Here is a 23259-nt window from a genome sequence, read left to right on the forward strand (position 1 = left end):
CGTCGGCGGCGTCAGAGGTGTATAGGAGACAGGCGGCAGCGCCCGCGCCGGCCGCGGCCGCGCCGGTCGCGCTGAATCCGCAGCCGTTGCCGCCATCCGGTGGCGATCGTGTCTTCGCCTCGCCGCTCGCGCGGCGCATGGCGCAGCAGGCGGGGGTCGACCTGGCCGGGGTGAAGGGGTCCGGCCCGAACGGGCGCATCGTGAAGGCGGATATCGAGGCCGCCTTGTCGCGCGGCCCGGCCGCCGCGCCGGCGCCGGTGGCCGCCGCGCCGGCCGCCGCACCCGCGCCGAAGCCGGTCGCGGCACCCTTCGCGACCACCGCGCCGCACACCGCCGTGCCCAACAGCACCATGCGCAAGGTGATCGCGCGCCGCCTGTCGGAATCGAAGGCGACCATCCCGCATTTCTACGTGACGATGGACATCGAGATCGACGCGCTGCTGAAGCTGCGCGGCGACCTCAACGCGCGTTCGCCCAAGGACGGGCCGGGTGCCTTCAAGCTGTCGGTCAACGACCTGGTCATCAAGGCCACGGCCGCGACGCTGCGCCGCTTCCCCGCCTGCAACGCATCCTGGACCGAGGATGCGATCATCCAGTACCACGACGTCGATATCTCGATCGCCGTCAGCATCCCCGAGGGGCTGATCACGCCGATCGTGCGCCAGGCCGACCGCAAGGGCCTGGCCGCGATCAGCGCCGAGATGAAGGACCTCGCCGCGCGTGCGAAATCCGGCAAGCTGAAGCCGGAGGAATTCCAGGGCGGCGGCTTCTCGATCTCCAACATGGGCATGTATGGCGTGTCCGATTTCTCCGCCATCATCAACCCGCCGCAGGCCGGCATCCTGGCGGTTTCGGCCGGGTTGCAGAAGCCGGTGGTGAAGGATGGCGCGCTGGCCATCGCCACCGTGATGACCTGCACGCTGAGCGTCGACCACCGCGTGATCGACGGCGCGCTGGCGGCGGAATTCATCCAGGCGCTGAAGCGCACCATCGAGGATCCGCTGAGCCTGATGCTGTGAATGCCATAACGCTTCGCGAGGCGACGCCCGCCGACGTGCCGACCATCGCGCGCTTCGTGCGCGCGCTGGCGGAATACGAGAAGCTCGCCCACGAAGCGAAGGGCACCGAGGCCGATTTCCACGCCGCGATCTTCGGCACGCCGCAACGCGCGGGCTGCCTGGTTGCGGAAATGGACGGTGTTCCCGCCGGCATGGCGCTCTACCACTGGACCTTCTCCACCTTCCTCGCCCGGCATGGGCGGTGGCTGGAGGATCTCTGGGTGGAACCGGCGTTCCGGCGCCGCGGCATCGCCCGCGCGTTGTTCGCGCGCCTCGCGAAGGACACGCTGGCCGAGGGCGGCCGCCGCCTGGCCTGGAACGTGCTCGATTGGAACACGCCCGCCATCGCCACCTATGACGCGATGGGGGCCGAGACCCTCAAGGAATGGATCACGCGGCGCCTGGCCGGCGACGCGCTCGCAACCCTGGCGCAGGAGGCCGCGTGATGGCCGAGAGTTTTGACCTGGTCGTCGTCGGCGGCGGCCCCGGCGGCTATGTCGCCGCGATCCGCGCGGCGCAGCTCAAGATGAAGGTCGCGCTGGTCGAGCGCGAGCACATGGGCGGCATCTGCCTCAACTGGGGCTGCATCCCGACCAAGGCGCTGCTGAAGGCGTCCGAGATCAACCACATGCTGCACAGCCTCGATGCCTACGGCTTCGCGGTGGACAATGCGCGCTTCGACTTCGCGAAGGTGATCAAGCGGTCGCGCAACGTGGCGAACCAGCTCTCCTCCGGCGTGAAGGGGCTGATGAAGAAGCACAAGATCACGGTGTTCGACGGGCATGGCGCGCTGGCCGGCCCGGGCAAGGTCGCGGTCACCAAGGACGGCAAGCCGGTCGCTGAGGTCGCGGGCAAGAACATCATCCTGGCGACCGGCGCGCGCGCGCGCGTGCTGCCGGGCATGGAGCCCGACGGCAAGCTGATCTGGTCCTATCGCGAGGCGCTGGTGCCCGATGCGCTGCCCAGGAAGCTGATCGTGATCGGCTCCGGCGCGATCGGCTCCGAATTCGCCTCCTTCTACCAGAACATGGGCAGCGAGGTGACGCTGATCGAGGCGATGGACCGCATCCTGCCGGTCGAGGATGCCGAGGTCTCCGCCTTCGTGCAGAAGGCCTTCGTCAATCAGGGCATGAAGGTCATCACATCCGCCAAGCTTCAGGGCGTGCGCAAGGAAGGCGATGGCGTCGCCGCCATCGTCGAGGCCGGCGGCAAGGTCACCGAGATCAAGGCCGACCGGCTGATCAGCGCGGTCGGCATCGTCGGCAATGTCGAGAATCTGGGTCTCGAAGGCACCAAGGTGAAGGTCGACCGCACGCATGTGCTGATCGACGGCCATGGCCGGACGGGCGAGCCCGGCGTCTATGCCATCGGCGACCTGGCCGGTCCGCCCTGGCTCGCCCACAAGGCGATGCATGAAGGCGTGATCGTGGTCGAGGCCATCGCCGGGCTGCACCCGCACGAGATGGACGTGACGAACATCCCCGGCTGCACCTATTGCCGCCCGCAGGTGGCGTCGGTGGGGCTGACGGAAGCCGCCGCCAAGGCCGCCGGCCACGAGGTCCGCGTCGGCCGCTTCCCGTTCATCGGCAATGGCAAGGCGATCGCGCTGGGCGAACCGGAGGGCTTCGTGAAGACCGTGTTCGACGCCAAGACCGGCGCGATGCTCGGCGCCCATATGGTCGGGCCGGAGGTCACGGAAATGATCCAGGGCTACGGCATCGCCCGCACCCTCGAGACCACCGAGGCCGAGCTGATGGCCACGGTCTTCCCCCACCCGACCCTGTCCGAGGCGATGCACGAGGGCGTGCTGGACGCCTATGGCAAGGTGCTGCACATCTGACCCGCGGGGCGCAAGCCTCGCCGAACGCGTGCAGCTTCCCTATATCGGTGCGCGGAAGGCCACATGACGACGCGCATCGAGATCGACCATCGCAAGCCACGACTGGGTGCCGGACGGCATCCGGAGAAGGCGCATCGACCGGACAACCCCATCCAGCGCAAGCCTGCCTGGATCCGGGTGAAGGCGCCCACGCACCCGGTCTACCACGAGACGCGCGCCCTGATGCGCGACAACAAGCTGGTCACGGTCTGCGAGGAAGCCGCCTGCCCCAACATCGGCGAGTGCTGGTCGCAGCGCCACGCCACCATGATGATCATGGGCGAGATCTGCACCCGCGCCTGCGCCTTCTGCAACATCACCACGGGCCTGCCCAAGGGGCTCGATGCCGATGAACCCCGGCGGGTGGGGGATGCGGTGGCGGCGCTCGGCCTGCGCCATGTCGTCATCACCAGCGTCGACCGCGACGACCTGCGCGACGGCGGCGCCGAGCATTTCGCGCAGACCATCCGCGCCATCCGCGCCGCCGCGCCCGAGACGACGATCGAGATCCTCACGCCCGACTTCCTGCGCAAGGACGGCGCGCTGGAGGTCGTGGTGGCCGCGCGCCCGGATGTGTTCAACCACAACCTGGAAACCGTGCCTGGCCTGTACCCCACCATCCGCCCCGGCGCGCGCTACTACCATTCGCTGCGCCTGCTCGACCGCGTGAAGCAGATCGACCCCACCATCTTCACCAAGTCCGGCATGATGGTCGGCCTCGGCGAGGAACGGATCGAGGTGCTGCAGGTGATGGACGACCTGCGCGCGGCGGAGGTCGACTTCCTCACCATCGGTCAATATCTGCAACCTACGGTGAAGCACGCCGCCGTGGACCGCTTCGTGACGCCCGAGGAATTCGACGACTACGCGACATCCGCGCGCGGCAAGGGCTTCCTGCTGGTCTCGGCCACGCCGCTGACGCGCAGCAGCTACCATGCCGATCGCGATTTCGCTGCCCTGCGCGATGCCCGCACCGCCCGGCTCGCGACGACCCCGGCCTGACATGCCCACCCACGCCGAAAGGCGCATCCTGCGCCACGCGCCCGAGCAGATCTTCGACATGGTGGCCGATGTCCGCCGCTATCCGGAATTCCTGCCCTGGTGTGTCGGCGCGCGCGTGCTGTCGAAGACCGACACCGAGCTGGTCGCCGACCTGACCATCGGCTTCAAGATGTTCCGCGAGACCTTCCGATCCCGCGTCACGCTGGACCGCCCGGACCACATCCATGTCGCCTACGAGACCGGCCCCTTCCGCTACCTGAACAACCACTGGCGCTTCACCCCGGTCGCGCAGGGCACCGAGGTCGATTTCTTCGTCGATTTCGAATTCAAGTCCCGCATCCTGCAGATGGCGATCGGCGTCGTGTTCAACGAGGCGGTGCGCCTGATGGTGCGCGCCTTCGAACGCCGCGCCATGGCGCTGTACGGGCGCGGCGCGGCGCCGGTGGCGCCCGGCCGGCCCGAGCCCTTCACCACCGGCTGACCTCCGGCGGTCAGTCCAGCGCAGCCAGCGCAGCCACGACCGCCTCCGGCGGCACCGGGTCGTGCGGATCGGTCTGCTCGACCATCCGCCGCGGCAGCGCCAGGGACCGGCACAGCGTTGCGAAATAGGCCGCCTGCCATTGCGCGTCGTTGGACAACTGCTTCGGGTTGGGCATGATCTCGACCAGCCCGGCATCGGGCCGCGCCCATATCATGTGCGACAGGCCCGCCCCATGCTGGCCGACGACCCGCCAGGCGCGCGAGAACAGGAACACCTGTTCGAGCAGCGAGCACTCCTCGAGCCGCACGAGCAGCGCGTCGTGCCGTTCGGCGATCGCGGCGAAGACCTCGGCCATGTTGGGTACGCTGCGGCGCGCCGACCCGCCGGACTTCGCCTCGGTCCCGTCAGCCAGGTATTCGGGCGGCGGCGGCGCGCGATCGATCACCAGCACCAGGCGCTCGGAGGCGGCGAGGGGATGGGCGCGCGCGAAGCTGTCGATCTGCGGGCCGAACAGCCGCGCGACGATGCGCCGGATGCGGCGGAAGCGTTCGGGATTGTAGGCATGCGGCGCGTCGAAGCCGGGCACCATGATGCGCGCGGTCCCCGCGCTGCCGGGCACCGTGCCGACCACGGTCTCCAGCACCTTGTAGACAGGCTTGACCGCGATGTGAAAGCCGGGGAGGCCGCGCAGCAGCCGGTTCATCGGGCCGCAATCGCGCATCTGGAAGCGGTGCGACCCGCGCATGGCGTGGCAATGCTCAAGGAAGGGGAGCAGGTAGCCGAACAGGAAATGGTAGAAGTGCTCGACCGACCCGCCGAGGTTGCCGGGCACCACCAGCAGCACCGGCCGGCGGTCGGTCTCGACGATCGGCTGGCTGGCAAGGCTCATCGGTGTGTGTCCGTCAGGTGGCGCACGATGCTGCGGGCGATGGGCGAAAGGCAAGCGGGCACATGGCGCTGGTCCGCGCGGCGGCCGGCGCGCCCGCGCCGTTCGCGCAGCCGGCGACGCCTACAGGTGGATCAGCGTGGGCGCGAAGAATCCCAGCAGCGCGAAGCCCACGCCGATCACGCCCAGCGCGCCCCCGGCCATCGCCAGCAGCCCCACCCCGGTGATGACGCTGGCCGAGGCCAGCACGATGCCCACCTGGAAGGCCGCCGAGCCGATCTCGTATTGATGATAGGCGGCGAGCGACCGGTCGCGCTTCGCTTCCGCCGCGCGGGCGCGGGCCATCAGTTCGCGGCGGCCCTCGCCGGTCTCGGGCTCGCTTTCCCAGCGTGCGGCCTGGCCACGCCAGGCCTCCTGCTGCCGCGCGATGGCGGCAGCCGCGCCTTCGGGCAGCGCCGGCAGGCCGAGCGCCGCGTGTTCCGCCGCCGTGCGCACCGTGGTCTGGCGGATGGTGCGCGCCTGGAAGAAGGCCCAGAGGTTCGCGGCCTCGATATTGCGGCTGATCGCCTCGGTCTGCTGGCTCTTTGCGCCGGTCTCGGCCAGGGCCAGGAACAGCGCCAGCACCGCGATGAGCAGCGCGACGCCCTTGTGCGAGGTGTGGTCGACCTGTGCGCCCCCTGCCATGCGGGCCTCCCCTGTGGTGTACCGGGCGCGTCTGCCCGGCCGGCGCGATTCGCGAAAGCCCTCGGCGAGTTCTCGGGAATGCCGGTGCGGGCGGTCTCGAAGGCTCCCTCAGCGCGGCGCACCCTCGCCGATGCGGTGCAGCAGGCGGCCGCCGTCGCACAGCGCCATCACCACCAGGATCTCGTGCGGCCGCGGCGCGTCGCCGAGCGAGACGGTGATCGCGTCGAAATGCCCGCGCGACCAGGCATCGTCCTTGTGCCCCAGCGGCAGGTCCAGCGTGGCGCCCACCGCGCCCATCTTGGCCGCCGAGGGGATCAGCGCCGCTCCGCCCCCGATCGCCGCGCGCAGCGGCGCGCCCATCTTCGGATGCAGCAGCGCGTGCGCGTGCTCGATCTCCCCCGCCGCGCCGACGATCGCGCCCTTGCCATAGGACACTGCCGGCCCCGCGAGCGTCCGCAACAGGTCGGGTGCGACGCGCGCGGCCAGCGTCGCGCCGGCCTCGACCAGGTCTGACAGGTCCGCCACGAACCGCCCGGCGAAGGGATTGGCGATCACCACCATCGCCACCGCGCGCACCACCGGCCGCGCGCCTGCCTCGCCCAGTTCGCAGAGCGCTTCCTCGCGCAGCAGCGCGATCTTGCGGATGGCAACCATGGCAGGACTCCCCCTGGCCCAATCGTCGCGCGGGGGGCATCCTGCACGCAACTCCAGCCAGGACGGAACGCCCCATGGTCCATGCCCCGAACCGCCCGCCCGCCGGCGCGCCGCCCACCCGCATCAACCTGTATTCCGACACCCAGACGCGCCCGACGCCCGCGATGAAGGAGGCGATGATGCGCGCCGAGGTCGGCGACGAGCAGCATGGCGACGACCCCACCGTGCACGAATTGTGCGACCGCATGGCCGCGCTGATGGGCAAGCAGGCGGCGATGTACCTGCCGTCGGGCACCATGTGCAACGTCATCGCCATCCTCACCCATTGCGGCAAGGGCGACGAGGTCATCGCGCACGAGACCTCGCACATCCTGCATTCCGAAGGCGGCACGCATGCCGCGCTGACCGGCGTGCAGATCATGCCCATGAAGGGCCCGCGCGGGATGTTCACCGCCGACGATGTGCGCGCCGCGATCCGGCCGAAGACGCGCTACGCCCCGCCGCAGCGGCTGCTGGAAGTCGAGCAGACCGCGAATATCGGCGGCGGCGCGATCTGGCCGCTGGCGCAGTTGAACGCCGTGGCGGATGTCGCGCATGAACAGGGCTGGGCCACCCACATGGACGGCGCGCGGCTGATGAATGCCTGCGTGGGTGCGGGCATCGCGGCGAAGGACATGGTGGCGAACTACGATTCCGTCTGGCTCGATTTCACCAAGGGCCTCGGTGCGCCGCTCGGCGCCGTGCTGTGCGGGGACGAGGAATTCATCGGCCGCGCCTGGCGCTGGAAGCAGCGGCTGGGTGGCTCCATGCGCCAGGCCGGCATCTGCGCCGCCGCCTGCATCCATGCGCTGGACCACCATATCGACCGCCTGGCGGAGGACCACGCGAATGCCAAGGCGCTGGCCCGCGGCCTGCGGCAGATCCCTGGCGTGGTGGTCGAGGAACCCGACACCAACCTGGTCTTCTTCGACGTGCAGGGGGCGGGGATGGATGTCGCGACGCTGCAGGCGAAGCTGACGATGCGCGGCGTCGCCGTCAGCGGCCTGGGTGGGCGCGTGCGCGCCTGCACGCATCTCGATGTGACGGCGCCGATGATCGATGAAGCCATCGCCGAGATCCGCACGGCGCTGGCCGCGGCCTGAACCGCTGGCCCCTGGTTTTCGCCAGCATCTCCGCCCGATCGGATGCGCGCCATCCGATCGGGATCGGCTCTACAGCATGCGCGTCCAGGACGCCTTCGGCCCGATGTCGACATGGGTGAAGGACCCGTACCAGCCCACGCCCATGAAGCCGAGGTGCTGCGAGTACATCATCGCCAGCGAGCACACATCGGCCTGCGCCAGCCCCGGCACCACGATGTCCGCTGCCATGCCGCGCATGTGCAGGCTGTTCGGCGCGGCAAATGGCAGGGACGCATTGGTCGCCGGCGTGCGGTAGCCGGAGATCAGCCGGATCGGCCGCGCATAGGAAAACCGCTCCTGGATCAGCGACAGCATGTCGACCAGCAGCGGCGGGATGGGGCCGGCCGTATTGGCGCGCAGGTCGCGGAACAGATGCTGCAGCCGCGCCAGCGCGCGGATGTCGTAGTCCTGCCCGCTGCGGTAGGCGAGCGCCACTTCCTCGCGCGCCTCGTTCTGGATCCAGATCCAGCGTTGCCGGTCGGGCGGCGGCGCCGGCGGCAGGTTCCGCAGGTCGAGGATCTGCGGCCCGTCCCATTCGCCCTGTTGCGGCGGATGGCCCTGTGCCTGCGCCGCGCGCCCCGCCACAGCGCCCAGGCCGAGCGCGGCGAACATGGCGCGTCGGCGCAGCCGGGACATGCTGGAAGGGTCAGCCATGCGGCGAGACTGCTCCCGCCCGCGGCACGAGAGCAACCGGCCCATCGATTCGCGCGGAAGGTGTGCGGCGGGTGTTGCCTGCGCGCCGCGCTGGCGGGCGGCGGCGCGGGGCCGGCGGTCCTGGACGTGGTCTGTCGACCGCCCGGCCGTGCGGTCCACGTGGCCGACGCGCTTGAACCAAGCCGATGCCTGGCGGCGCGCATCAGGCCGGCGGCTCAGTCGGCGCTCGCACCCGTCAGGCGCACCAGCGATTCCATCGTTGCCATGTCGCGGCGCTGCAAGTCGGCCATCGCCTCGGCCCCGCCACCCACGGGCAGGTAGCCCAGGGCGACCATGCGCTGGTTCACCTCCGGCGTGCGGACGCCGGCGGCGATCGCCCCGGACATGGCTGTCACGATGTTCGCCGGCAGCCGTGCGGGGCCGAAGATGCCGATCCAGGAATTGAACGCGTAGCCCGGCACGGTATCGGCGATGGCCGGCACATCGGGCAGCGCCGGCAAGCGTTCGGTGCGCGTCACACCGAGCGCGCGCACCTGGCCGGACTGGATGAAGGACATGGTCTCGGCCAGCGGCGAGAAGACCAGGTCGAGCCGCCCGCCGATCAGATCCTGCATGGCCGGCGCGCCGCCGCGATACGGGATATGGGTGAACTGCACCCCCGCGCGCTGTTCGAACAGGGCCGCGGCGAAATGCTGCGTGCCGCCCACACCGCTGGTGCCGATGTTGAGCCCGCCCGGCGTCCGCTTCGCCAGCGCCACCAGCTCCGCCACGGAGGTCACCGGCAGGGAAGGCTTCACCACGATCACCGCGGCGCTGACCAGCACCAGCGACACGGGCGTGAAGTCGTTGGCCACATGGAAGGGCAGGTTGCGATACAGGTACTGGTTCGTCGCATGGGTGCCGACCGACGCGACCACATAGGTCAGCCCATCCGGCGCGCTGCGCGCGACATGCTCGGACCCGATATTGCCGGCGCCGCCCACGCGGTTCTCGACCACCACCGGCTGGCCGAGCGTGCCGCTGATCGCATTCGCCACCAGGCGGCCCGAGGTGTCCGTGCTGCCGCCCGCGGCGAAGCCCACCACGAAGCGCACCGGCCGGTCGGGCCGCCAGGGCGCCGCCTGCGCGAAGGCCGGCAGGGTGGTGGCGACAGGCAATGCGCCGGCGGCGCGCAGCAGGCTGCGACGGTTCATGGACAGGCTTCCTTCCCACGGGCCGCGCCGCGTGACGCGGCGTTCATGTGGGGAAGGGGGCAGCAGCCACCCGCGCGAGTCAACCGGTGCCGCGGTCAGCCCCGCGCCAGGCGCAGCGCCGCGGCGACCGTCGCCGCGCGCACCGCGCCGCGGTCGCCGGGAAAGACGTGGCGTTCGACGACCGTGGTGCCATCGCGCCGCGCGCAGCCGATGAAGACCAGCCCGACCGGCTTGCCCGGCGTCGCACCGCCCGGCCCGGCGATGCCGGTGCACGACAGCGCAAGATCCACGCGGGCTTCGCGCAGCGCGCCCTCGGCCATCTCGCGCGCCACCGGGTCGCTCACCGCGCCATGCGCGGCCAGCGTTTCGGCATGCACGCCGACCATGCGCATCTTGGCGTCGTTCGAATAGGTGACGAAGCCGGCCATCACCACGCTCGACGACCCGGCGATCGCCGTCAGCGCCGCGGCGATCAGCCCACCGGTGCAGGATTCCGCGGTGGCGAGTGTCTGCCCGCGCGCCTCCAGCGCCGCCAGCAGGTCACGCGCCTGGTCGAGCGTCGCGTCCGGCAGCATCACCACAGCCCTCCCGCCAGAAGCAGCACCGCGCCGGCCATCGCACCGGCGATCACGTCGTCCAGCATGACGCCGGTCGCGCCATGCAGTCCATCCGCCCAGGAGACCGGCCAGGGCTTCACGATGTCGAAGGCGCGGAACAGCGCGAAGGCGGCGACCACGCCGATCCACCCGGCGGCGGGCAGCGCGGCCAGCGCCAGCAGCATGCCCGCGGCCTCGTCCACCACGATCCAGCCGGGGTCCTGGTCGCCGCCCTCGGCGAGCACGGCGCGCACCGCGATCCACCCCCCGACCGTCACGCAAGCCGCGAGCACCAGGCACGCGACCGGCCCGAGCAGCACCGCCGGCAGCACCACCAGCGAGCCCCATGTGCCAGGTGCGGGCCGCAGCAGGCCGATGCCGCCCAGCGTGGCGATGGCGCGGGCGGGCGTCATCGCCGCGCGTCCCGCCGCGGCGCGCGCGGCGCCTCGCCGCGCAAGGGTGTTGCCTGGCCCGGTCGTGTGCCGCGCCCCGCCATGCGCTCGCCGCCCGGATGGTTCGGCGCCACGCGCGCGGCCCCGGCGCGCGGCACCGATGGCGCCGCATCGCGCCGCGGCCGCGCGGGAGCATCGCCGCTCACGCCAGCCCTGCCAGGAAGTCCTCGATCGCCGATGCCGCCGGCGGTTCGCCCAGCGTGGGCGCATGGCCCGTGCCCGGCAGGCGCAGCAGTCGCATCGCCGGGTGCAGCCGCTGCATCCGGGCGACCGTCTCAGCGCCCAGCAAGCGGCTTTCCTCGCCCCAGACCAGCATGGTCGGCCGCGTCGCCAGGGCGCCGAAGAAGGGCCAGAGGTCGGGCGGCGGGCCGGCGCCGTCGCCCACCGCCTGTTGCGCGATCCGGATGTCCCAGCGCGGGTGCCAATGCCGGTCCGGCCCTTCGGCATAGGTGCGCGCGGCGAAGGCGCGCCAGGCGGCGTCGTCCAGCATCGGCATCGGCGGGTGGCGCGCACGGAACCAGGCGAGCGCCTCGTCGAAGCTCGCGCTGGCGGGGTCGGTGCCGATGAAGGCGACCACGGCCTCGCGCCCCACCGGTTCGATCTGCGGGCCGATATCGTTCAGCACCACCGCCGAGATCGCCGCCGGGCGCATCACCGACGCCGCCATGGCGCACAAGCCGCCGAAGGAAGTGCCGACCACCGCCGCGCCATGCAGGTGCAGCGCGGCCATCGCATCCATCACGTCGCGGATCAGCGCCTCGGGTCCGTAGCGGCGCGGGTTGGCCGGGCGCGCGCTCTCGCCATGGCCGATGTAGTCCAGCGCGACCACCCGGCGCCGGCCGGCCTGGTGCGCCGCGACCGTCTCGGCATCCAGCGCGGTGCGGCAGATGCCGCTCAGCACCAGCACCGGCGCGCGGTCGCGCGGGCCGTCCCATTCCAGCGCCGACATCGCGAGGCCGTCGCGTGCCGAGACCGTGATCCGGCGCGGCGTCACCGCGCGGCGGCGCGCAGATACGGCGCCAGCGGATGCGCGCGCGACGCCGCCGCGGCATCCTGCGCGCGATAGACGATGACGTTCTCGATCACCCGCTGGACGTAGTTGCGCGTCTCGGTGAACGGGATCTGTTCCATCCAGTCGATCATGTCGACATCGCCGCCGCGCGGGTCGCCATAGGTGCCGAGCCACTGGTCGACGCGCCCTGGCCCGGCATTGTAGGCGGCGGCCGCCAGCGGCAGCGCGCCGGCATAGCGGTCCAGCATCTGCTCCAGGTAGGCGCCGCCCAGGCGCATGTTGACCTCGGGGCTCGCGGTCAGCTGCGCCACGTTGAAGGGCGTGCCCAGCCGGCGCGCCACCAGCGTGGCGGTCGCGGGCAGCAGCTGCATCAGCCCGCGCGCATTGGCACCCGAGACGGCCTCGGTGTCGAAATTGCTCTCCTGGCGCGTGATGGCGTGGATGAAGGCGGGTTCCGGCGTGGTGACCGGCGGCGTGTAGGGGGTCGGCCAGCCGACCGGCAGCAGCATGTCGCCGGCCGCACCCGCGCGCCGCGCCACCCACACGGCATGGTCCTGCCGGCCGATATGGGCCGCGAGGCGCGCCGCCAGCATCCGGTCCGTGCCGTCATTGGCCAGGTCCTCGAGCCGCAGCAGGAAGATGCGCGCGCGCCGCGTGTCGCCGAGGTCGGCCAGCGTCAGCACGGCGCGGGCCAATTCGCGCGCCATGAAATCCGCCGCGCGCGGCGGCGTGACCGGCGGTGCCGCGGCGCGCGCCACGCGGGCGGACAGCTGCGCCTCGGTCTCGCCCAGCGCCAGCGCGCCGAGCTGGCCATAGAAGGCGACCGGCAGTTCGGCGGCGGCGGCGTAGCGCGCCCGCGCGCCGGCGCCATCGCCGCGCGCCGCCAGCGCGCGCCCTTGCCAATAGGCCGCGCGCGCCCGGGTGATGACCGACCGGCTGTCCTGGCCCAGCGCGGTGAAGTGGCGCTCGGCCGCGGCGGCGTCGTTCAGCCGGCGCAGCGCGATGAAGCCGGCCAGCATCTCGGCTTCCTGCCGCGCCTCGCCCGGCGCGGCCTGGCCATGGGCAGCGGCGGTGCGATAGGCCTCGCGCTGCTGGCCCAGCCGCAGCAGCTTGCGCGACAGCACCTGGCGTTCGACCCAGACGGCGCGGGCGGCATCGCCGCCCAGGCCGGATTGCAGCGGTTCGGCGGCGACCCAGGCCGCGGCGGCCTCGGCGTCGCGCTCGCGCCGGCGCAGCAGCCGGGCGTGCTCATGGGCCCAGCCGATGTCGGTGGGGCGGACGGCCAGCGCACTGTCATCGTCGCGCGCGAGCGCCAGGCGGTAGCCGGCGGCGGCGGCGCGGGCGCCGGAGAGCCGGCCCGCCGCGCGCGTGGCCCCCGCGGCATCGCGCGCGAAGGCCAGGCGGTCGAAGCGGCGCCAATGGTCTTCATCGGCCAGGACGGCGCCGAAGCGCGCGGCCAGGGCATCCTCGGCGAAGGGGTCGCCGGCGGTCTCGACCCAGCCGCGCCGGACCACGGCGCGGGCATCGGCGGTGCGGCCGGCGCGCTCCAGCGCCTCGGCATGGCGCAGCGTGCCGGCCAGGGTGCGCGCCGGACTGCGGGTGAAGTGGCGCAGTGCCAGGGCGTCGTCGGGCTCGGCGGCCAGGGCGGCCTCGCCACGGCGGGCCATGGCGTCGGGCAGCGGCCAGTCGGGGTTCTCCGCGAGAAAGGTCACCAGCTCCAGCGCCGAGGCCGGGGCGGTGCGGTTCGACAGGCGGATCCACAGCACGAGCTTCGCGGCCAGCGGGTCGGCGGCGGCGGCGAAGGACTCCGCCTCGGCGAAGCGGCCGGCGGCGGCGGCCGAGAGCGCCTGGCGCCCGGCGGCGCGCGCGCCCTCGGGCGCCCAGGGCTGGGACAGGGCAGGCAGCGGCAGGGCCAGCAGGCCCAGGATCAGCAGGCGGCGCATGGCAGCCTTCCTACCTGATCCGGCCCCGGCTTGTCCCCCCAACCTTGTCCCGCGTGTGACACGCGCCTAGGTTCCGCCTCTCGTCACGGAGGAAATCGTCATGTTCAGGGGCTCGATGGTCGCGCTCATCACGCCGATGCGCCAGGACGGGTCCGTGGACGAGAAAGCCTTCCAGGAGCTGGTGGAATGGCAGATCGCCGAGGGCACCGAGGGGCTGATCCCGGTCGGCACCACCGGCGAGAGCCCGACGCTGTCCCACGCCGAGCACAAGCGGGTGGTCGAGATGTGCGTGGACGCCGCGCGCGGGCGCGTGCCGGTGATCGCCGGCGCGGGCAGCAATTCCACCGCCGAGGCGATCGACTTCGCGGCCCATGCCAAGAAGGCCGGCGCGGATGCCACGCTGGTGGTCACGCCCTACTACAACAAGCCGACGCAGGAAGGGCTGTTCCTGCACTTCAGCGCCATTGCCGACGCCGTCGAGCTGCCGATGTTCATCTACAACATCCCCGGCCGCAGCGTGATCGACATGACGCCCGAGACCATGGGCCGTCTGGCGAAGCACAAGAACATCGTCGGCGTGAAGGACGCGACGGCGAACCTGGCGCGCCCGCTGCACCAGAAGCGCAGCTGCGGGGCGGATTTCATCCAGCTGTCCGGCGAGGACCATACGGCGCTGGCCTTCAATGCCTCGGGCGGGGTGGGGTGCATTTCCGTCACGGCGAATGTCGCGCCTCGGCTGTGTGCCGAGATGCACAAGGCCTGGCGCGCCGGCAAGGTGGCGGAGGCGACGGCGATCCAGGACCGCCTGGTGCCGCTGCACGACGCGCTGTTCTGCGAGACCTCGCCGGGGCCGGTGAAGTACGCGGCCAGCCTGCTGGCGAAAAGCACCGAGCATTGCCGGCTGCCGATGGCGCCGATCGCCGACACGACCAAGGCCCGCGTGCGTGAGGCGATGGTCTCGGTGGGGTTGCTGAACTGAGCGCCGCCCAGCGGCGCCGGGCGCAGGCCCGACCCGGTCGTCACCCGGCGGATTCCGCGCCTGCGGAATCCGGGAACGCGAAGCGCGACCGCGCCCAGACCGACAGCCGCGCCCGGCGCGCCACTGCCAAGCGCGAAGCCAAGGCCGGCGGATGCCGGCCGCCCGGCGACTGAGGGCATCGTGAAAACCAAACTGATCTCCCACGGCATCGCCTCGCAGAACCGCAAGGCGCGCTTCGACTACAAGATCAACGAGACGATCGAGGCCGGGCTCGCGCTGGTGGGCCCCGAGGTGAAGTCGCTGCGCGCCGGCCGCGCCACGCTGACCGAAGCCTGGGCCGGCGAGCGCGACGGCGAGATGTGGCTGTTCAACGCCTATATTCCCGAATGGCAGGCGGGGTCCTTCGTCTCGCGCTTCGAGCCGCGCCGGCCGCGCAAGCTGCTGCTGCACCGCAAGCAGGTCGAGACGCTGACCGGTGCGATCACGCGCGAGGGATCGACGCTGGTGCCGCTCGATATCCACTTCAACGACCGCGGGCGGGCCAAGGTGCTGCTCGGTGTCGCCGAGGGCAAGAAGCAGCACGACAAGCGCGCGGCCATCGCGGCGCGCGACTGGCAGCGCGACAAGGCCAGGCTGATGCGCAACAAGGGGCGCGAGTAGCGCGGCCCTTGCCACGGCGCCCGCGCCACCCTTGCCACGGCGCCCGCGCCGCCCTTGACCGGACGCGCCCGCGCCACCCTTGACCGGGCGCGCCCGCACCGCACCTCATGCGCGCGAGGAGCCCGCCATGCCCGACGACGACGACATCCCCATGACCGGCGCGATCCGCGACAAGCTGGTCCGCACCAAGGAACGCTGGGCCGCGGAAGGCCGGCTGCTGACCGGCACCCATGGCGATCCCGATCGCGACCGCCTGCCGCCCGGCCAGACGCTGGTGCAGGACTGGCCGGTGCTCGACCTCGGCGTGCAGCCGGAGGTGTCGCGCGAAAAGTTCCGCCTGCGCCTGGAAGGGTTGGTGGAGAACCGGCTCGCACTCGACTGGGACGGCTTCATGGCCCTGCCGCAGACCGAGATGATCCGCGACATCCATTGCGTCACACAATGGTCGCGCTACGACAACCGCTTCTCGGGCGTGCTGGCGCGCGACCTGCTGGATTTCGCGCGACCGAAATCCACCGCGCGCTTCGTCTCGCTGACCAGCTACGACGGCTACACCACCAACCTGACGCTGGAGGATTTCGCCGGCGAGGACGTGATGTTCGCCCATTCCTGGGACGGCAAGCCGCTCGAACGCCAGCACGGCGGCCCGCTGCGCCTGGTGCTGCCCAAGCTGTATTTCTGGAAGAGCCCCAAATGGGTCACGCGCGTCGAGTTGCTGCTGGAGGACCGGCCCGGCTTCTGGGAGGTCCGCGGCTATCACAATCGCGGCGACCCCTGGATGGAGGAACGCTATGGCTGACACGCCAAGGCCCGCGCCGCGCGCGCCGCGCCGTGCGCTGCTGCTGGGTGCGCCGCTGATGGTCGCCGCCGGTCCCGAGCCCGATGCGTTCAGCTTTCGCATCGCTGCGATCGAAGGCGGCGAGCACGATTTCGCCGCCTGGCGCGGGCGCGTGCTGCTGGTGGTGAACACCGCGTCCTTCTGCGGCTTCACCCCGCAATACGCGGCGCTGCAAAGGCTGCACGAACGCCATGCCGCGCGCGGCCTGGTGGTGCTGGGCGTGCCGTCGAACGACTTCAACCAGGAAAGCGGCAGCAACGCGCAGGTGCGCGAATTCTGCGACACCCAATTCGGCATCGACTTCCCGATGGCCGGCCTGGCGCGCGTGCGCGGGCCGCAGGCGCACCCCTTCTTCCGCTGGGCCGGCGCGCGGGCCGGCGGCGAGCCGCGCTGGAACTTCCACAAGTACCTGGTGGCGCGCGACGGCCGGCGCGTGCAGGGCTTCGCGACCAGCGTCGCGCCGGACAGCCCGGCGATGGAGCAGGCGATCGAGGCGGCGCTGGGCGCGGCGGCGTCCTGAGCGTGGCGGCGCGCAGGTGCCTCAGCCAGCCCGCGCCGCGCCGTCCAGCCGCGCGAGCAAGGCGCTGACCGCGCCCTCGAACATCTCGGTCGTCAGCCGGCGCGTCGAGGTGTTGTAGCGGCTGACATGGTAGGAATCCGCCAGCCACAGCCCGTCCGGCAGCGTATGCACCGCGCCATGGGCGAAGGCGAAGCGGCTCGCCGGGATGCCCTTCGCGCGCAGCAGCGCGGTGTGCGCCACCACGCCCAGCGCCAGGACCGCGCGCAGCTTCGGCATCGCCGCCAGTTCTGCCTGCACGAAGCCGTTGCAGGTGCGGATTTCGGCCGGGGTGGGCAGGTTCTCGGGCGGCACGCAGCGCACGGCATTGGCGATGCGGCAGCCGAGCAGTTCCATCCCGTCATTGGGGTCCTCGCGGAATTCCCCGCGCGCGACGCCGAAGTGCAGCAGCGTGCCGTACAGCAGCCGCCCGGCGTAGTCCCCGGTGAAAGGCCGCCCGGTGCGGTTCGCGCCGCGCACCCCCGGCGCCAGGCCCAGCACCAGCAGCGGCGCGTCGCGCGGGCCCCAGGACGGCACGGGCGCATTGTGCCAGGCGGGATGGGCCGCGCGGTTGGCCTCGCGATAGGCCACCAGGCGCGGACACATCGGGCAGTCGCGCGCCGGCGCCGCGCCCGGCGGCAGGGCGGGCGGTGCCGGCCCCGCCGGCTGCCTCATGCCTCCGGGTCCAGGGCGGTGTCGGCGAAGGGATCGGCGGGCGTGGCGCGGGTGGGGCGCGGCGGCGGGGCGGCAGGCGCGGCGGCCGGCGGGGCAGGGCGGCCGCGCGGCTCCACCTGGCGCCGCGTGATGTCGGGCGCGATTTCCTCGAGGTCAATGAAGGCATCGGCCTGGCGGCGCAATTCATCCGCGATCATCGGCGGCTGCGATCGCACGGTGGAGACCACCGTGACCCGCACGCCCATGCGCTGCACGGCTTCGACCAGCCGGCGGAAATCCCCATCGCCGGAGAACAGCACGACGTGGTCCAGATGGACCGACATCTCCAGCATGTCGACCGCGAGCTCGACATCCATGTTGCCCTTGAGGCGCATGCGCCCGGTCGGGTCGGATTGCTGCTTGGCCGGCTTGGTCACCACCTGCCAGCCATTATAGGCCAGCCAGTCGGTCAGCGGGCGCAGCGGGGAGTAGTCCTCGGTCTCGATCAGCGCGGTGTAGTAGAAGGCGCGCACCAGGTAGGTGCCGCCGCGGAAGAAGTCGAGCATCGCGGCGAAGTCGATCTCGAAGCCCAGCGCGCGGGATGTGTGATACAGGTTCGCGCCATCCACGAACAAGCCGACCCGCTCGGCGCCGCCGCCACGCCTCATGCCACTGCTCACCGTCAAATCCCTTCTGAAATGCGTCGCGAATCCCCCGCAAATCGGCGGGCGGCCGACCGCTACACGCTTCAGCGCGCGCTGTCATGGGCGCTGAGCGGGCGTTGGTGGCGATCGGGGCGAACCTTCCGCGCCCGGACGGGACCCCCGCACGCCAGACCTGCGCCTGGGCGGTCGGGCGGCTCGGCGCCATCCCCGGGATGCGGGTGGTGGCGGTGTCGTCCTGGTGGGAATCGGCGCCGATCCCGCCGGACCCAGCCTCGCCACCCTTCGTGAACGGGGTGGTGCTGCTGGAGGGCGAGGCGACGCCCGCCGTGCTGCTGGCGGCGCTGCACGCGATCGAGGACGAGGCCGGCCGCGCGCGACCCTATCCGAATGCGCCACGGGTGCTGGACCTCGACCTGATCGACCATGGCGGGCGCGTGCAGGGGGGGTGGCCGGTGCTGCCGCATCCGCGGGCGCATGAACGCGCCTTCGTGCTGCGGCCGCTGGCGGAGGTCGCGCCCGGCTGGGTGCATCCGGTGCTGGAACAGGGCCTGGCGGCGCTGCTGCCGGGTGTGGCGGGGCAGGCGATCGGGCGGCTGGGCGGGGCGTGACGCGCGGGATCGGGGCGCGTCCCCGCGCGACGGCGCGCCGCGCCGGGCACTTGCCGCACGCCCGGCGGCACGGGAGCATCGCGCGATGATCGACCATGTCTCCATCGCCGTGGCGGACCTGGTGCGCGCCGGCGCCTTCCACGATGCGGCGCTCGCACCGCTCGGCCTGGCGCGCCTGGTCACGCGGCCGGGCAGCATCGGCTATGGCAAGCGGTATCCGGAATTCGGGCTGAACCTGCGCCCGGGCGCGGCGGCGGTGCCGGGCTCGGGCGCGCATGTCTGCCTGCGCGCGCCCGACGAGCAGGCGGTGCGCGCCTTTCACGCCGCGGCGCTGGCCCATGGCGGGACGGATGGCGGCGCGCCTGGGCCGCGCGGGGCGACCGTGACGGCCTATTTCGGCGCCTTCGTGGTGGACCCGGATGGCAACCGCATCGCGGCGGCGAGCTTTCCCCGCCCTTGACGCCGCCATCCGCCTTGCACCGCAGCACGCCACTGTCTATGTGGATCGTTTACCGCATATCCCGGGCGGCGCGACCTTGCCTCGTGCATGCCCGGCCAGGCTGGAGCCACCCATGGCGCGCGTCACCGTCGAAGACTGCATCGAGAAGATCCCGAACCGCTTCGAGCTGGTCCTGCTCGCTGCCCAGCGCGCGCGCAACATCGCCCGTGGCGAGGAGATCGAGATCGATCGCGACAACGACAAGAACCCGGTCGTGGCGCTGCGCGAGATCGCCGAGGAGCGCGTCGAGCTCGCCAGCCTGGAGAGCGATCTCATCAAGTCGCTGTCGCGCGCGCCGGAGCCCGAGCCCGCCGAGGAGGAGGTGATGGACATCATCGCCACCGACGAGAACATCTTCGGCATCATGGACGTGCAGGAGGAAGCCCTGCCGGAAGCCTCCGCCGAGGACCTGTCGCCCGACGACATCGAGGCGGCGATCGCCGCCGAACTGGGCGGCAAGCGCTAAGGCGGGCCGCGCATGGGCCAGGGCGCCGGCGGCACCCGACGAACCGGCCCCGCGCTGGCCCCCGAAGGGCTGCGCAGCGACACCACGGTCAATCCCGGCGCCGAACTCGCGCGCCAGGTCCTGGCCTACGACCCGCGCGCCGACGGCGCCTTGATCGAGGCCGCCTACGCGCTGGCGGCCGAAGCCCACGCGCCCCAGAAGCGCGAGGACGGCCAGCCCTACATCGTCCATCCGCTGGCGGTTGCCGGCATCCTGGCCGACTACCGGCTCGATGCCGCGACCGTCGCGACCGCGCTGCTGCACGACACGGTGGAAGACACCGGCGTCACGCTGGCGGAGCTGGAGAAGCGCTTCGGCAAGGAAGTCGCCCGCCTGGTCGATGGCGTCACCAAGCTGACGCGCCTCGAACTGCAATCCGAACGCACCAAGCAGGCGGAGAATTTCCGCAAGCTGGTGCTGGCCATGAGCGAGGACATCCGCGTCCTGATCGTGAAACTCGCCGACCGTTTGCACAACATGCGCACGCTGGCCGCCGTGACGAAGCCCGAGAAGCGCGTGCGTACGGCGCGCGAGACGCTCGAGATCTACGCCCCGCTGGCGGAACGCATCGGCATGGATGCGCTCAAGACCGAGATCGAGACGCTGTCCTTCCGGGAGATGAACCCGGATGCCTGGCAGACCATCGCCGCGCGCCTGACGTATCTGCGTGGCCAGGGTGCGGACCTGATCGAGGAGATCGAGCAGGACCTCAAGCGCGTGCTGCGCGCCGCCGATGTGGATGTGCTGGAAATCCTGGGGCGCGAGAAGTCGCCCTATTCCATCTGGCTCAAGATGCAGCGCAAGAACGTGGCGTTCGAACAGCTGTCGGACATCATGGCCTTCCGCGTGATCGTGCAGGACAAGGGCGACTGCTACGCCGCCCTCGGCGCCATCCATTCGTCCTATCGCGTGGTCCCGGGCCGCTTCAAGGACTGGATCAGCACGCCCAAGACCAACGGCTACCAGTCGGTGCACACCGGCGTGACCGTGCCCGAACGCCGCAACGCCAAGATCGAGGTGCAGATCCGCACGCGCGAGATGCACGACATCGCCGAATACGGCGTCGCCGCGCATTGGGTCTACAAGCAGGGCGAGGGGTCGGCCACCACGCGCAAGCGCTACCCCTGGGTGCGCGACCTGCTGGAGATCCTGGAATCCGCCGCCGATCCGCAGGATTTCCTCGATCACACCAAGCTCGAACTGCATCGCGACCAGGTCTTCTGCTTCACGCCCAAGGGCGACCTGATCGAATTGCCGCGTGGCGCCACACCCGTGGACTTCGCCTACCAGGTGCACAGCCAGGTCGGCGACAACACGGTGGGGGCCAAGGTCAACGGCAAGATCGTGCCGCTGCGCCACACGCTGGAGAACGGCGACCAGGTCGAGATCATCACCGCGCGCGGGGGTTCCCCGAACCCCGCCTGGGAGCGCTTCGTCGTCACCGGCAAGGCGCGCGCGCGCATCCGCCGCTTCGTGCACGCCCGCCAGCGCGCCACGCAGAAGGAGGAAGGCCGCGCGGCCATCGCCAAGGTGTTCCGCGCCGCCGGCCTCGATTTCTCGGAAAAGCAGGTCGAACCGGCGCTGAAGGTGCTGAAGCTGCCGGATTTCGAGGCGCTGTGCATCGCGGTGGCCGCCGGCAACCATTCGCCGCGCGACGTGCTGACCGCCGCCGTGCCCGAACTGCGCACGCCCGCGCGCACCATCGAGCAGATGCCGCTGGCGCGCCCGCGCGGGCGGCTCGGCGCGGGGCCGACCCTGGCGCCGGGCAAGGCGGATCGCGCGCCCTCGGCCCGGCGTGGCGATTCCGCCATGGGCATCACCGGCCTGGTCTCGGGCATGGCGGTGCATTTCGCCGGCTGCTGCCACCCGCTGCCGGGCGACCGCATCGTGGGCATCGTCACCACCGGCCGCGGTGTCACCATCCACAAGCATGACTGCCACGGGCTGGAGGCCTTCGCCGCCACGCCCGAACGCTTCATCGACGTGGACTGGGAATATGATGGCGGGGCGAAGGGCGGTCATGTCGGGCGCATCGAACTCACCGCCGAGAATACCTCGAACGCGCTGGCCGGCCTGACCACTGCGATCGCCCGCCAGGAGGGCGCGGTGAACAACCTGCGCATCGTCAATCGCGCGGGCGACTGGTGCGAGGTGCTGGTCGATGTGGAGGTGCGCGACACCGGGCACCTGGCCGCCATCCTGGCCGCGCTGCGCGCCTGCCCGGGCGTGACGCAGGTGGATCGGGCCAAGGGGTGAGGGGCGTCGGCACCGGAGGCGTGAATCGGATGCGCAGGCCGCATCCGGTCGCCGGAGGGCGGAGCACCGGAGGCGTGAATCGGATGCGCAGGAAAGCCCCATGATCATCGGCATCGGCTCGGACATCCTGGACATCCGGCGCATCGAGAAGACCATCGAGCGCCACGGCGACCGCTTCCTCGATCGCATCTTCACCCCGGCCGAGCGCGCCAAGGCGCAGCGCCGCACCGAACGCATCCGCACCGCCACCTATGCCAAGCGGTTCGCCGCGAAGGAGGCAGCGTCGAAGGCGCTCGGCACCGGCTTCCGGGCGGGGGTGTTCTGGCGCGACCTCGGCGTGGTCAACCTGCCCTCGGGCCAGCCCACGCTGCGGCTGACCGGGGGCGCGGCGGACCGCCTGGCCGCCATCACCCCGCCCGGCCACCGGGCCGAGATCGCGCTGACCATGACCGACGAATTCCCCTATGCCCAGGCGATGGTCGTCATCACCGCCGTGCCTCTCGAGGCCCCGCTTCCTTGACAGTTGGCCCGCCCGCTGGCTTCCCTGCGCCGCCCGACCGGTCCGGCCGGCGCGCAACCCCGTGACCAGGCCGCAAAGCACCCCCATGGCGAAGAAGAAGTCCGGCGGCTGGCTGGAGAGCATCAAGACCGTCCTCTATGCGGCGCTGATCGCGATCGGCATCCGCACCGTGGCGTTCGAACCCTTCAACATCCCGTCCGGTTCGATGATCCCGACGCTGCTGGTGGGCGACTACCTGTTCGTGTCGAAATTCTCCTACGGCTATTCGCGCCATTCGATGCCGTTCAGCCCGAACCTGTTCGACGGGCGCATCTTCGGCCGGCTGCCCGCGCGCGGCGATGTCGCGGTGTTCAAGCTGCCGCGCGATGGCAGCACCGACTACATCAAGCGCATCATCGGCCTGCCCGGGGACCGCATCCAGGTCCGCAACGGTGTCCTGCACATCAATGGCGAGGCGGTGCGCCGCGACTTCGTCGGCCCCTACACGGTGGAAGGCGACGGCCCGCGCATCACGGTGCGCCTGTACCGCGAGACACTGCCCGGCGCCGCCGGCGCGGCCGCGGCCGTGCACTACATCCTGGAGGCGACCGATGACGGTCCCTTCGACAACACCACCGAGTTCCGCGTCCCCGAAGGCCATGTCTTCGCCATGGGCGACAACCGCGACAACAGCCTCGACAGCCGTGCGATGAACGCGGTGGGCTTCATCCCCATCGAGAACCTGGTCGGCCGCGCCGAATTCATCTTCTTCTCGGTCGACGGATCGGCCGCCTGGTGGGAGGTCTGGGGCTGGCCCTTCGCCATCCGCTGGAGCCGGCTGTTCTCGGCCGTGCGATGAGCCGCC

Annotated in this window: 27 protein-coding genes; 16 read left to right on the top strand and 11 right to left on the bottom strand. The window is 71.5% G+C overall.

Annotated features, from left to right (window positions below):
• From LQ222_RS17730 to LQ222_RS17750, 5 genes are all read left to right on the top strand, one after another.
• Positions 1-1019: 2-oxo acid dehydrogenase subunit E2 (locus tag LQ222_RS17730; protein WP_230168172.1), on the top strand; the 1019-nt coding region annotated here is incomplete at its 5' end.
• On the top strand, positions 1016-1504 hold the full coding sequence (locus LQ222_RS17735; RefSeq protein WP_230168173.1) for a GNAT family N-acetyltransferase: 489 nt from the start codon (positions 1016-1018) through the stop codon (positions 1502-1504). The genes LQ222_RS17730 and LQ222_RS17735, both read left to right, overlap by 4 nt.
• The gene (gene lpdA / locus LQ222_RS17740; protein WP_230168174.1) at positions 1504-2898 is read left to right on the top strand and encodes a dihydrolipoyl dehydrogenase; all 1395 of its coding nucleotides are present in this window, start codon (positions 1504-1506) and stop codon (positions 2896-2898) included. The genes LQ222_RS17735 and lpdA overlap by 1 nt, the downstream gene beginning before the upstream one ends.
• A 63-nt stretch (positions 2899-2961) precedes the next feature.
• On the top strand, positions 2962-3939 hold the full coding sequence (lipA, locus tag LQ222_RS17745; protein WP_230168175.1) for a lipoyl synthase: 978 nt from the start codon (positions 2962-2964) through the stop codon (positions 3937-3939).
• Between the two features lies 1 nt (position 3940).
• Entirely contained in the window at positions 3941-4420 is a 480-nt protein-coding gene (locus LQ222_RS17750) for a type II toxin-antitoxin system RatA family toxin (RefSeq protein WP_230168176.1), read from the top strand.
• A 10-nt stretch (positions 4421-4430) separates the two neighbouring features.
• On the opposite strand, the gene LQ222_RS17755 is transcribed toward LQ222_RS17750, so the two are convergent.
• From LQ222_RS17755 to LQ222_RS17765, 3 genes are all read right to left on the bottom strand, one after another.
• The gene (locus LQ222_RS17755) at positions 4431-5309 is read right to left on the bottom strand and encodes a glycosyltransferase 61 family protein (RefSeq protein ID WP_230168177.1); all 879 of its coding nucleotides are present in this window, start codon (positions 5307-5309) and stop codon (positions 4431-4433) included.
• A 120-nt stretch (positions 5310-5429) separates the two neighbouring features.
• Positions 5430-5990 carry a DUF4337 domain-containing protein gene (locus tag LQ222_RS17760; RefSeq protein ID WP_230168178.1) on the bottom strand — a complete coding sequence of 187 codons (561 nt, stop codon included), beginning with the start codon at positions 5988-5990 and terminating at the stop codon, positions 5430-5432.
• A 108-nt stretch (positions 5991-6098) separates the two neighbouring features.
• Positions 6099-6644 (bottom strand): amino acid synthesis family protein, encoded by a 546-nt coding sequence (locus tag LQ222_RS17765; RefSeq protein ID WP_230168179.1) that lies wholly within the window; start codon positions 6642-6644, stop codon positions 6099-6101.
• A gap of 74 nt (positions 6645-6718) precedes the next feature.
• On the opposite strand from LQ222_RS17765, the gene LQ222_RS17770 reads away from it, so the two are divergent.
• The gene (locus tag LQ222_RS17770; RefSeq protein WP_230168180.1) at positions 6719-7786 is read left to right on the top strand and encodes a low specificity L-threonine aldolase; all 1068 of its coding nucleotides are present in this window, start codon (positions 6719-6721) and stop codon (positions 7784-7786) included.
• 69 nt (positions 7787-7855) lie between these two features.
• Here the strand turns inward: LQ222_RS17770 and LQ222_RS17775 are convergent, their stop codons facing one another.
• The 6 genes from LQ222_RS17775 to LQ222_RS17800 all read right to left on the bottom strand — a co-directional run bounded on the left by LQ222_RS17775 (position 7856) and on the right by LQ222_RS17800 (position 13675).
• Positions 7856-8479 (bottom strand): DUF882 domain-containing protein, encoded by a 624-nt coding sequence (locus tag LQ222_RS17775; protein WP_230168181.1) that lies wholly within the window; start codon positions 8477-8479, stop codon positions 7856-7858.
• Positions 8480-8694: 215 nt separating this feature from the next.
• A complete protein-coding gene (locus LQ222_RS17780; RefSeq protein ID WP_230168182.1) occupies positions 8695-9672 on the bottom strand; it encodes a tripartite tricarboxylate transporter substrate binding protein in 978 nt (325 codons plus the stop codon).
• Positions 9673-9767: 95 nt separating this feature from the next.
• Positions 9768-10247, bottom strand: a complete 480-nt coding sequence (locus LQ222_RS17785) for a CinA family protein (protein WP_230168230.1) — start codon at positions 10245-10247, stop codon at positions 9768-9770.
• Entirely contained in the window at positions 10247-10681 is a 435-nt protein-coding gene (locus LQ222_RS17790) for a phosphatidylglycerophosphatase A (RefSeq protein WP_230168183.1), read from the bottom strand. Before LQ222_RS17790 ends, LQ222_RS17785 begins: the two co-directional genes overlap by 1 nt.
• Before the next feature lie 181 nt (positions 10682-10862).
• Positions 10863-11714, bottom strand: a complete 852-nt coding sequence (locus LQ222_RS17795; protein WP_230168184.1) for an alpha/beta fold hydrolase — start codon at positions 11712-11714, stop codon at positions 10863-10865.
• Positions 11711-13675, bottom strand: a complete 1965-nt coding sequence (locus tag LQ222_RS17800; RefSeq protein ID WP_230168185.1) for a lytic transglycosylase domain-containing protein — start codon at positions 13673-13675, stop codon at positions 11711-11713. The genes LQ222_RS17795 and LQ222_RS17800 overlap by 4 nt, the downstream gene beginning before the upstream one ends.
• Before the next feature lie 100 nt (positions 13676-13775).
• Here LQ222_RS17800 and dapA point away from each other — a divergent pair, with 100 nt between their 5' ends.
• The 4 genes from dapA to LQ222_RS17820 all read left to right on the top strand — a co-directional run bounded on the left by dapA (position 13776) and on the right by LQ222_RS17820 (position 16672).
• Positions 13776-14654, top strand: a complete 879-nt coding sequence (gene dapA / locus LQ222_RS17805) for a 4-hydroxy-tetrahydrodipicolinate synthase (protein ID WP_230168186.1) — start codon at positions 13776-13778, stop codon at positions 14652-14654.
• Between the two features lie 180 nt (positions 14655-14834).
• Positions 14835-15314: an SsrA-binding protein SmpB gene (gene smpB, locus LQ222_RS17810; RefSeq protein ID WP_230168187.1), complete on the top strand. Its 480-nt coding sequence runs from the start codon at positions 14835-14837 to the stop codon at positions 15312-15314.
• Between the two features lie 127 nt (positions 15315-15441).
• Positions 15442-16113 carry a sulfite oxidase-like oxidoreductase gene (locus LQ222_RS17815; RefSeq protein ID WP_230168188.1) on the top strand — a complete coding sequence of 224 codons (672 nt, stop codon included), beginning with the start codon at positions 15442-15444 and terminating at the stop codon, positions 16111-16113.
• A complete protein-coding gene (locus tag LQ222_RS17820; protein WP_230168189.1) occupies positions 16106-16672 on the top strand; it encodes a glutathione peroxidase in 567 nt (188 codons plus the stop codon). Before LQ222_RS17815 ends, LQ222_RS17820 begins: the two co-directional genes overlap by 8 nt.
• A gap of 21 nt (positions 16673-16693) precedes the next feature.
• Here the strand turns inward: LQ222_RS17820 and LQ222_RS17825 are convergent, their stop codons facing one another.
• Positions 16694-17383, bottom strand: coding sequence for a uracil-DNA glycosylase (locus LQ222_RS17825; RefSeq protein ID WP_230168190.1), 690 nt, complete (start codon positions 17381-17383; stop codon positions 16694-16696).
• On the bottom strand, positions 17380-18030 hold the full coding sequence (locus LQ222_RS17830) for an NYN domain-containing protein (RefSeq protein ID WP_230168191.1): 651 nt from the start codon (positions 18028-18030) through the stop codon (positions 17380-17382). The genes LQ222_RS17825 and LQ222_RS17830 overlap by 4 nt, the downstream gene beginning before the upstream one ends.
• 95 nt (positions 18031-18125) lie before the next feature.
• On the opposite strand from LQ222_RS17830, the gene folK reads away from it, so the two are divergent.
• The 6 genes from folK to lepB all read left to right on the top strand — a co-directional run bounded on the left by folK (position 18126) and on the right by lepB (position 23253).
• Positions 18126-18635 (top strand): 2-amino-4-hydroxy-6-hydroxymethyldihydropteridine diphosphokinase, encoded by a 510-nt coding sequence (gene folK, locus LQ222_RS17835; RefSeq protein ID WP_230168192.1) that lies wholly within the window; start codon positions 18126-18128, stop codon positions 18633-18635.
• Positions 18636-18720: 85 nt separating this feature from the next.
• Positions 18721-19095, top strand: a complete 375-nt coding sequence (locus LQ222_RS17840) for a VOC family protein (protein WP_230168193.1) — start codon at positions 18721-18723, stop codon at positions 19093-19095.
• Positions 19096-19207: 112 nt separating this feature from the next.
• Positions 19208-19600 carry a DNA-directed RNA polymerase subunit omega gene (rpoZ, locus tag LQ222_RS17845; RefSeq protein ID WP_230168194.1) on the top strand — a complete coding sequence of 131 codons (393 nt, stop codon included), beginning with the start codon at positions 19208-19210 and terminating at the stop codon, positions 19598-19600.
• Positions 19601-19612: 12 nt separating this feature from the next.
• On the top strand, positions 19613-21895 hold the full coding sequence (locus LQ222_RS17850) for a bifunctional (p)ppGpp synthetase/guanosine-3',5'-bis(diphosphate) 3'-pyrophosphohydrolase (RefSeq protein WP_230168195.1): 2283 nt from the start codon (positions 19613-19615) through the stop codon (positions 21893-21895).
• A gap of 100 nt (positions 21896-21995) precedes the next feature.
• Positions 21996-22415 carry a holo-ACP synthase gene (gene acpS / locus LQ222_RS17855; protein WP_230168196.1) on the top strand — a complete coding sequence of 140 codons (420 nt, stop codon included), beginning with the start codon at positions 21996-21998 and terminating at the stop codon, positions 22413-22415.
• Positions 22416-22500: 85 nt separating this feature from the next.
• Positions 22501-23253 carry a signal peptidase I gene (gene lepB / locus LQ222_RS17860; protein WP_230168197.1) on the top strand — a complete coding sequence of 251 codons (753 nt, stop codon included), beginning with the start codon at positions 22501-22503 and terminating at the stop codon, positions 23251-23253.
• The last annotated feature ends 6 nt before the right edge of the window (positions 23254-23259 follow it).

This window comes from Roseomonas sp. CECT 9278, from assembly GCF_918698155.1.
Lineage (GTDB): Bacteria > Pseudomonadota > Alphaproteobacteria > Acetobacterales > Acetobacteraceae > Neoroseomonas.

Coding starts and splice junctions, on each gene's coding strand:
- lpdA (WP_230168174.1), top strand. CDS start 1,504: ATGGCCGAGAGTTTTGACCTGGTCGTCGTCGGCGGCGGCCCCGGCGGC.
- lipA (WP_230168175.1), top strand. CDS start 2,962: ATGACGACGCGCATCGAGATCGACCATCGCAAGCCACGACTGGGTGCC.
- LQ222_RS17750 (WP_230168176.1), top strand. CDS start 3,941: ATGCCCACCCACGCCGAAAGGCGCATCCTGCGCCACGCGCCCGAGCAG.
- LQ222_RS17755 (WP_230168177.1), bottom strand. CDS start 5,309: ATGAGCCTTGCCAGCCAGCCGATCGTCGAGACCGACCGCCGGCCGGTG.
- LQ222_RS17760 (WP_230168178.1), bottom strand. CDS start 5,990: ATGGCAGGGGGCGCACAGGTCGACCACACCTCGCACAAGGGCGTCGCG.
- LQ222_RS17765 (WP_230168179.1), bottom strand. CDS start 6,644: ATGGTTGCCATCCGCAAGATCGCGCTGCTGCGCGAGGAAGCGCTCTGC.
- LQ222_RS17770 (WP_230168180.1), top strand. CDS start 6,719: ATGGTCCATGCCCCGAACCGCCCGCCCGCCGGCGCGCCGCCCACCCGC.
- LQ222_RS17775 (WP_230168181.1), bottom strand. CDS start 8,479: ATGGCTGACCCTTCCAGCATGTCCCGGCTGCGCCGACGCGCCATGTTC.
- LQ222_RS17780 (WP_230168182.1), bottom strand. CDS start 9,672: ATGAACCGTCGCAGCCTGCTGCGCGCCGCCGGCGCATTGCCTGTCGCC.
- LQ222_RS17785 (WP_230168230.1), bottom strand. CDS start 10,247: ATGCTGCCGGACGCGACGCTCGACCAGGCGCGTGACCTGCTGGCGGCG.
- LQ222_RS17790 (WP_230168183.1), bottom strand. CDS start 10,681: ATGACGCCCGCCCGCGCCATCGCCACGCTGGGCGGCATCGGCCTGCTG.
- LQ222_RS17800 (WP_230168185.1), bottom strand. CDS start 13,675: ATGCGCCGCCTGCTGATCCTGGGCCTGCTGGCCCTGCCGCTGCCTGCC.
- dapA (WP_230168186.1), top strand. CDS start 13,776: ATGTTCAGGGGCTCGATGGTCGCGCTCATCACGCCGATGCGCCAGGAC.
- LQ222_RS17815 (WP_230168188.1), top strand. CDS start 15,442: ATGCCCGACGACGACGACATCCCCATGACCGGCGCGATCCGCGACAAG.
- LQ222_RS17820 (WP_230168189.1), top strand. CDS start 16,106: ATGGCTGACACGCCAAGGCCCGCGCCGCGCGCGCCGCGCCGTGCGCTG.
- LQ222_RS17825 (WP_230168190.1), bottom strand. CDS start 17,383: ATGAGGCAGCCGGCGGGGCCGGCACCGCCCGCCCTGCCGCCGGGCGCG.
- LQ222_RS17830 (WP_230168191.1), bottom strand. CDS start 18,030: ATGAGGCGTGGCGGCGGCGCCGAGCGGGTCGGCTTGTTCGTGGATGGC.
- folK (WP_230168192.1), top strand. CDS start 18,126: ATGGGCGCTGAGCGGGCGTTGGTGGCGATCGGGGCGAACCTTCCGCGC.
- LQ222_RS17840 (WP_230168193.1), top strand. CDS start 18,721: ATGATCGACCATGTCTCCATCGCCGTGGCGGACCTGGTGCGCGCCGGC.
- rpoZ (WP_230168194.1), top strand. CDS start 19,208: ATGGCGCGCGTCACCGTCGAAGACTGCATCGAGAAGATCCCGAACCGC.
- LQ222_RS17850 (WP_230168195.1), top strand. CDS start 19,613: ATGGGCCAGGGCGCCGGCGGCACCCGACGAACCGGCCCCGCGCTGGCC.
- acpS (WP_230168196.1), top strand. CDS start 21,996: ATGATCATCGGCATCGGCTCGGACATCCTGGACATCCGGCGCATCGAG.
- lepB (WP_230168197.1), top strand. CDS start 22,501: ATGGCGAAGAAGAAGTCCGGCGGCTGGCTGGAGAGCATCAAGACCGTC.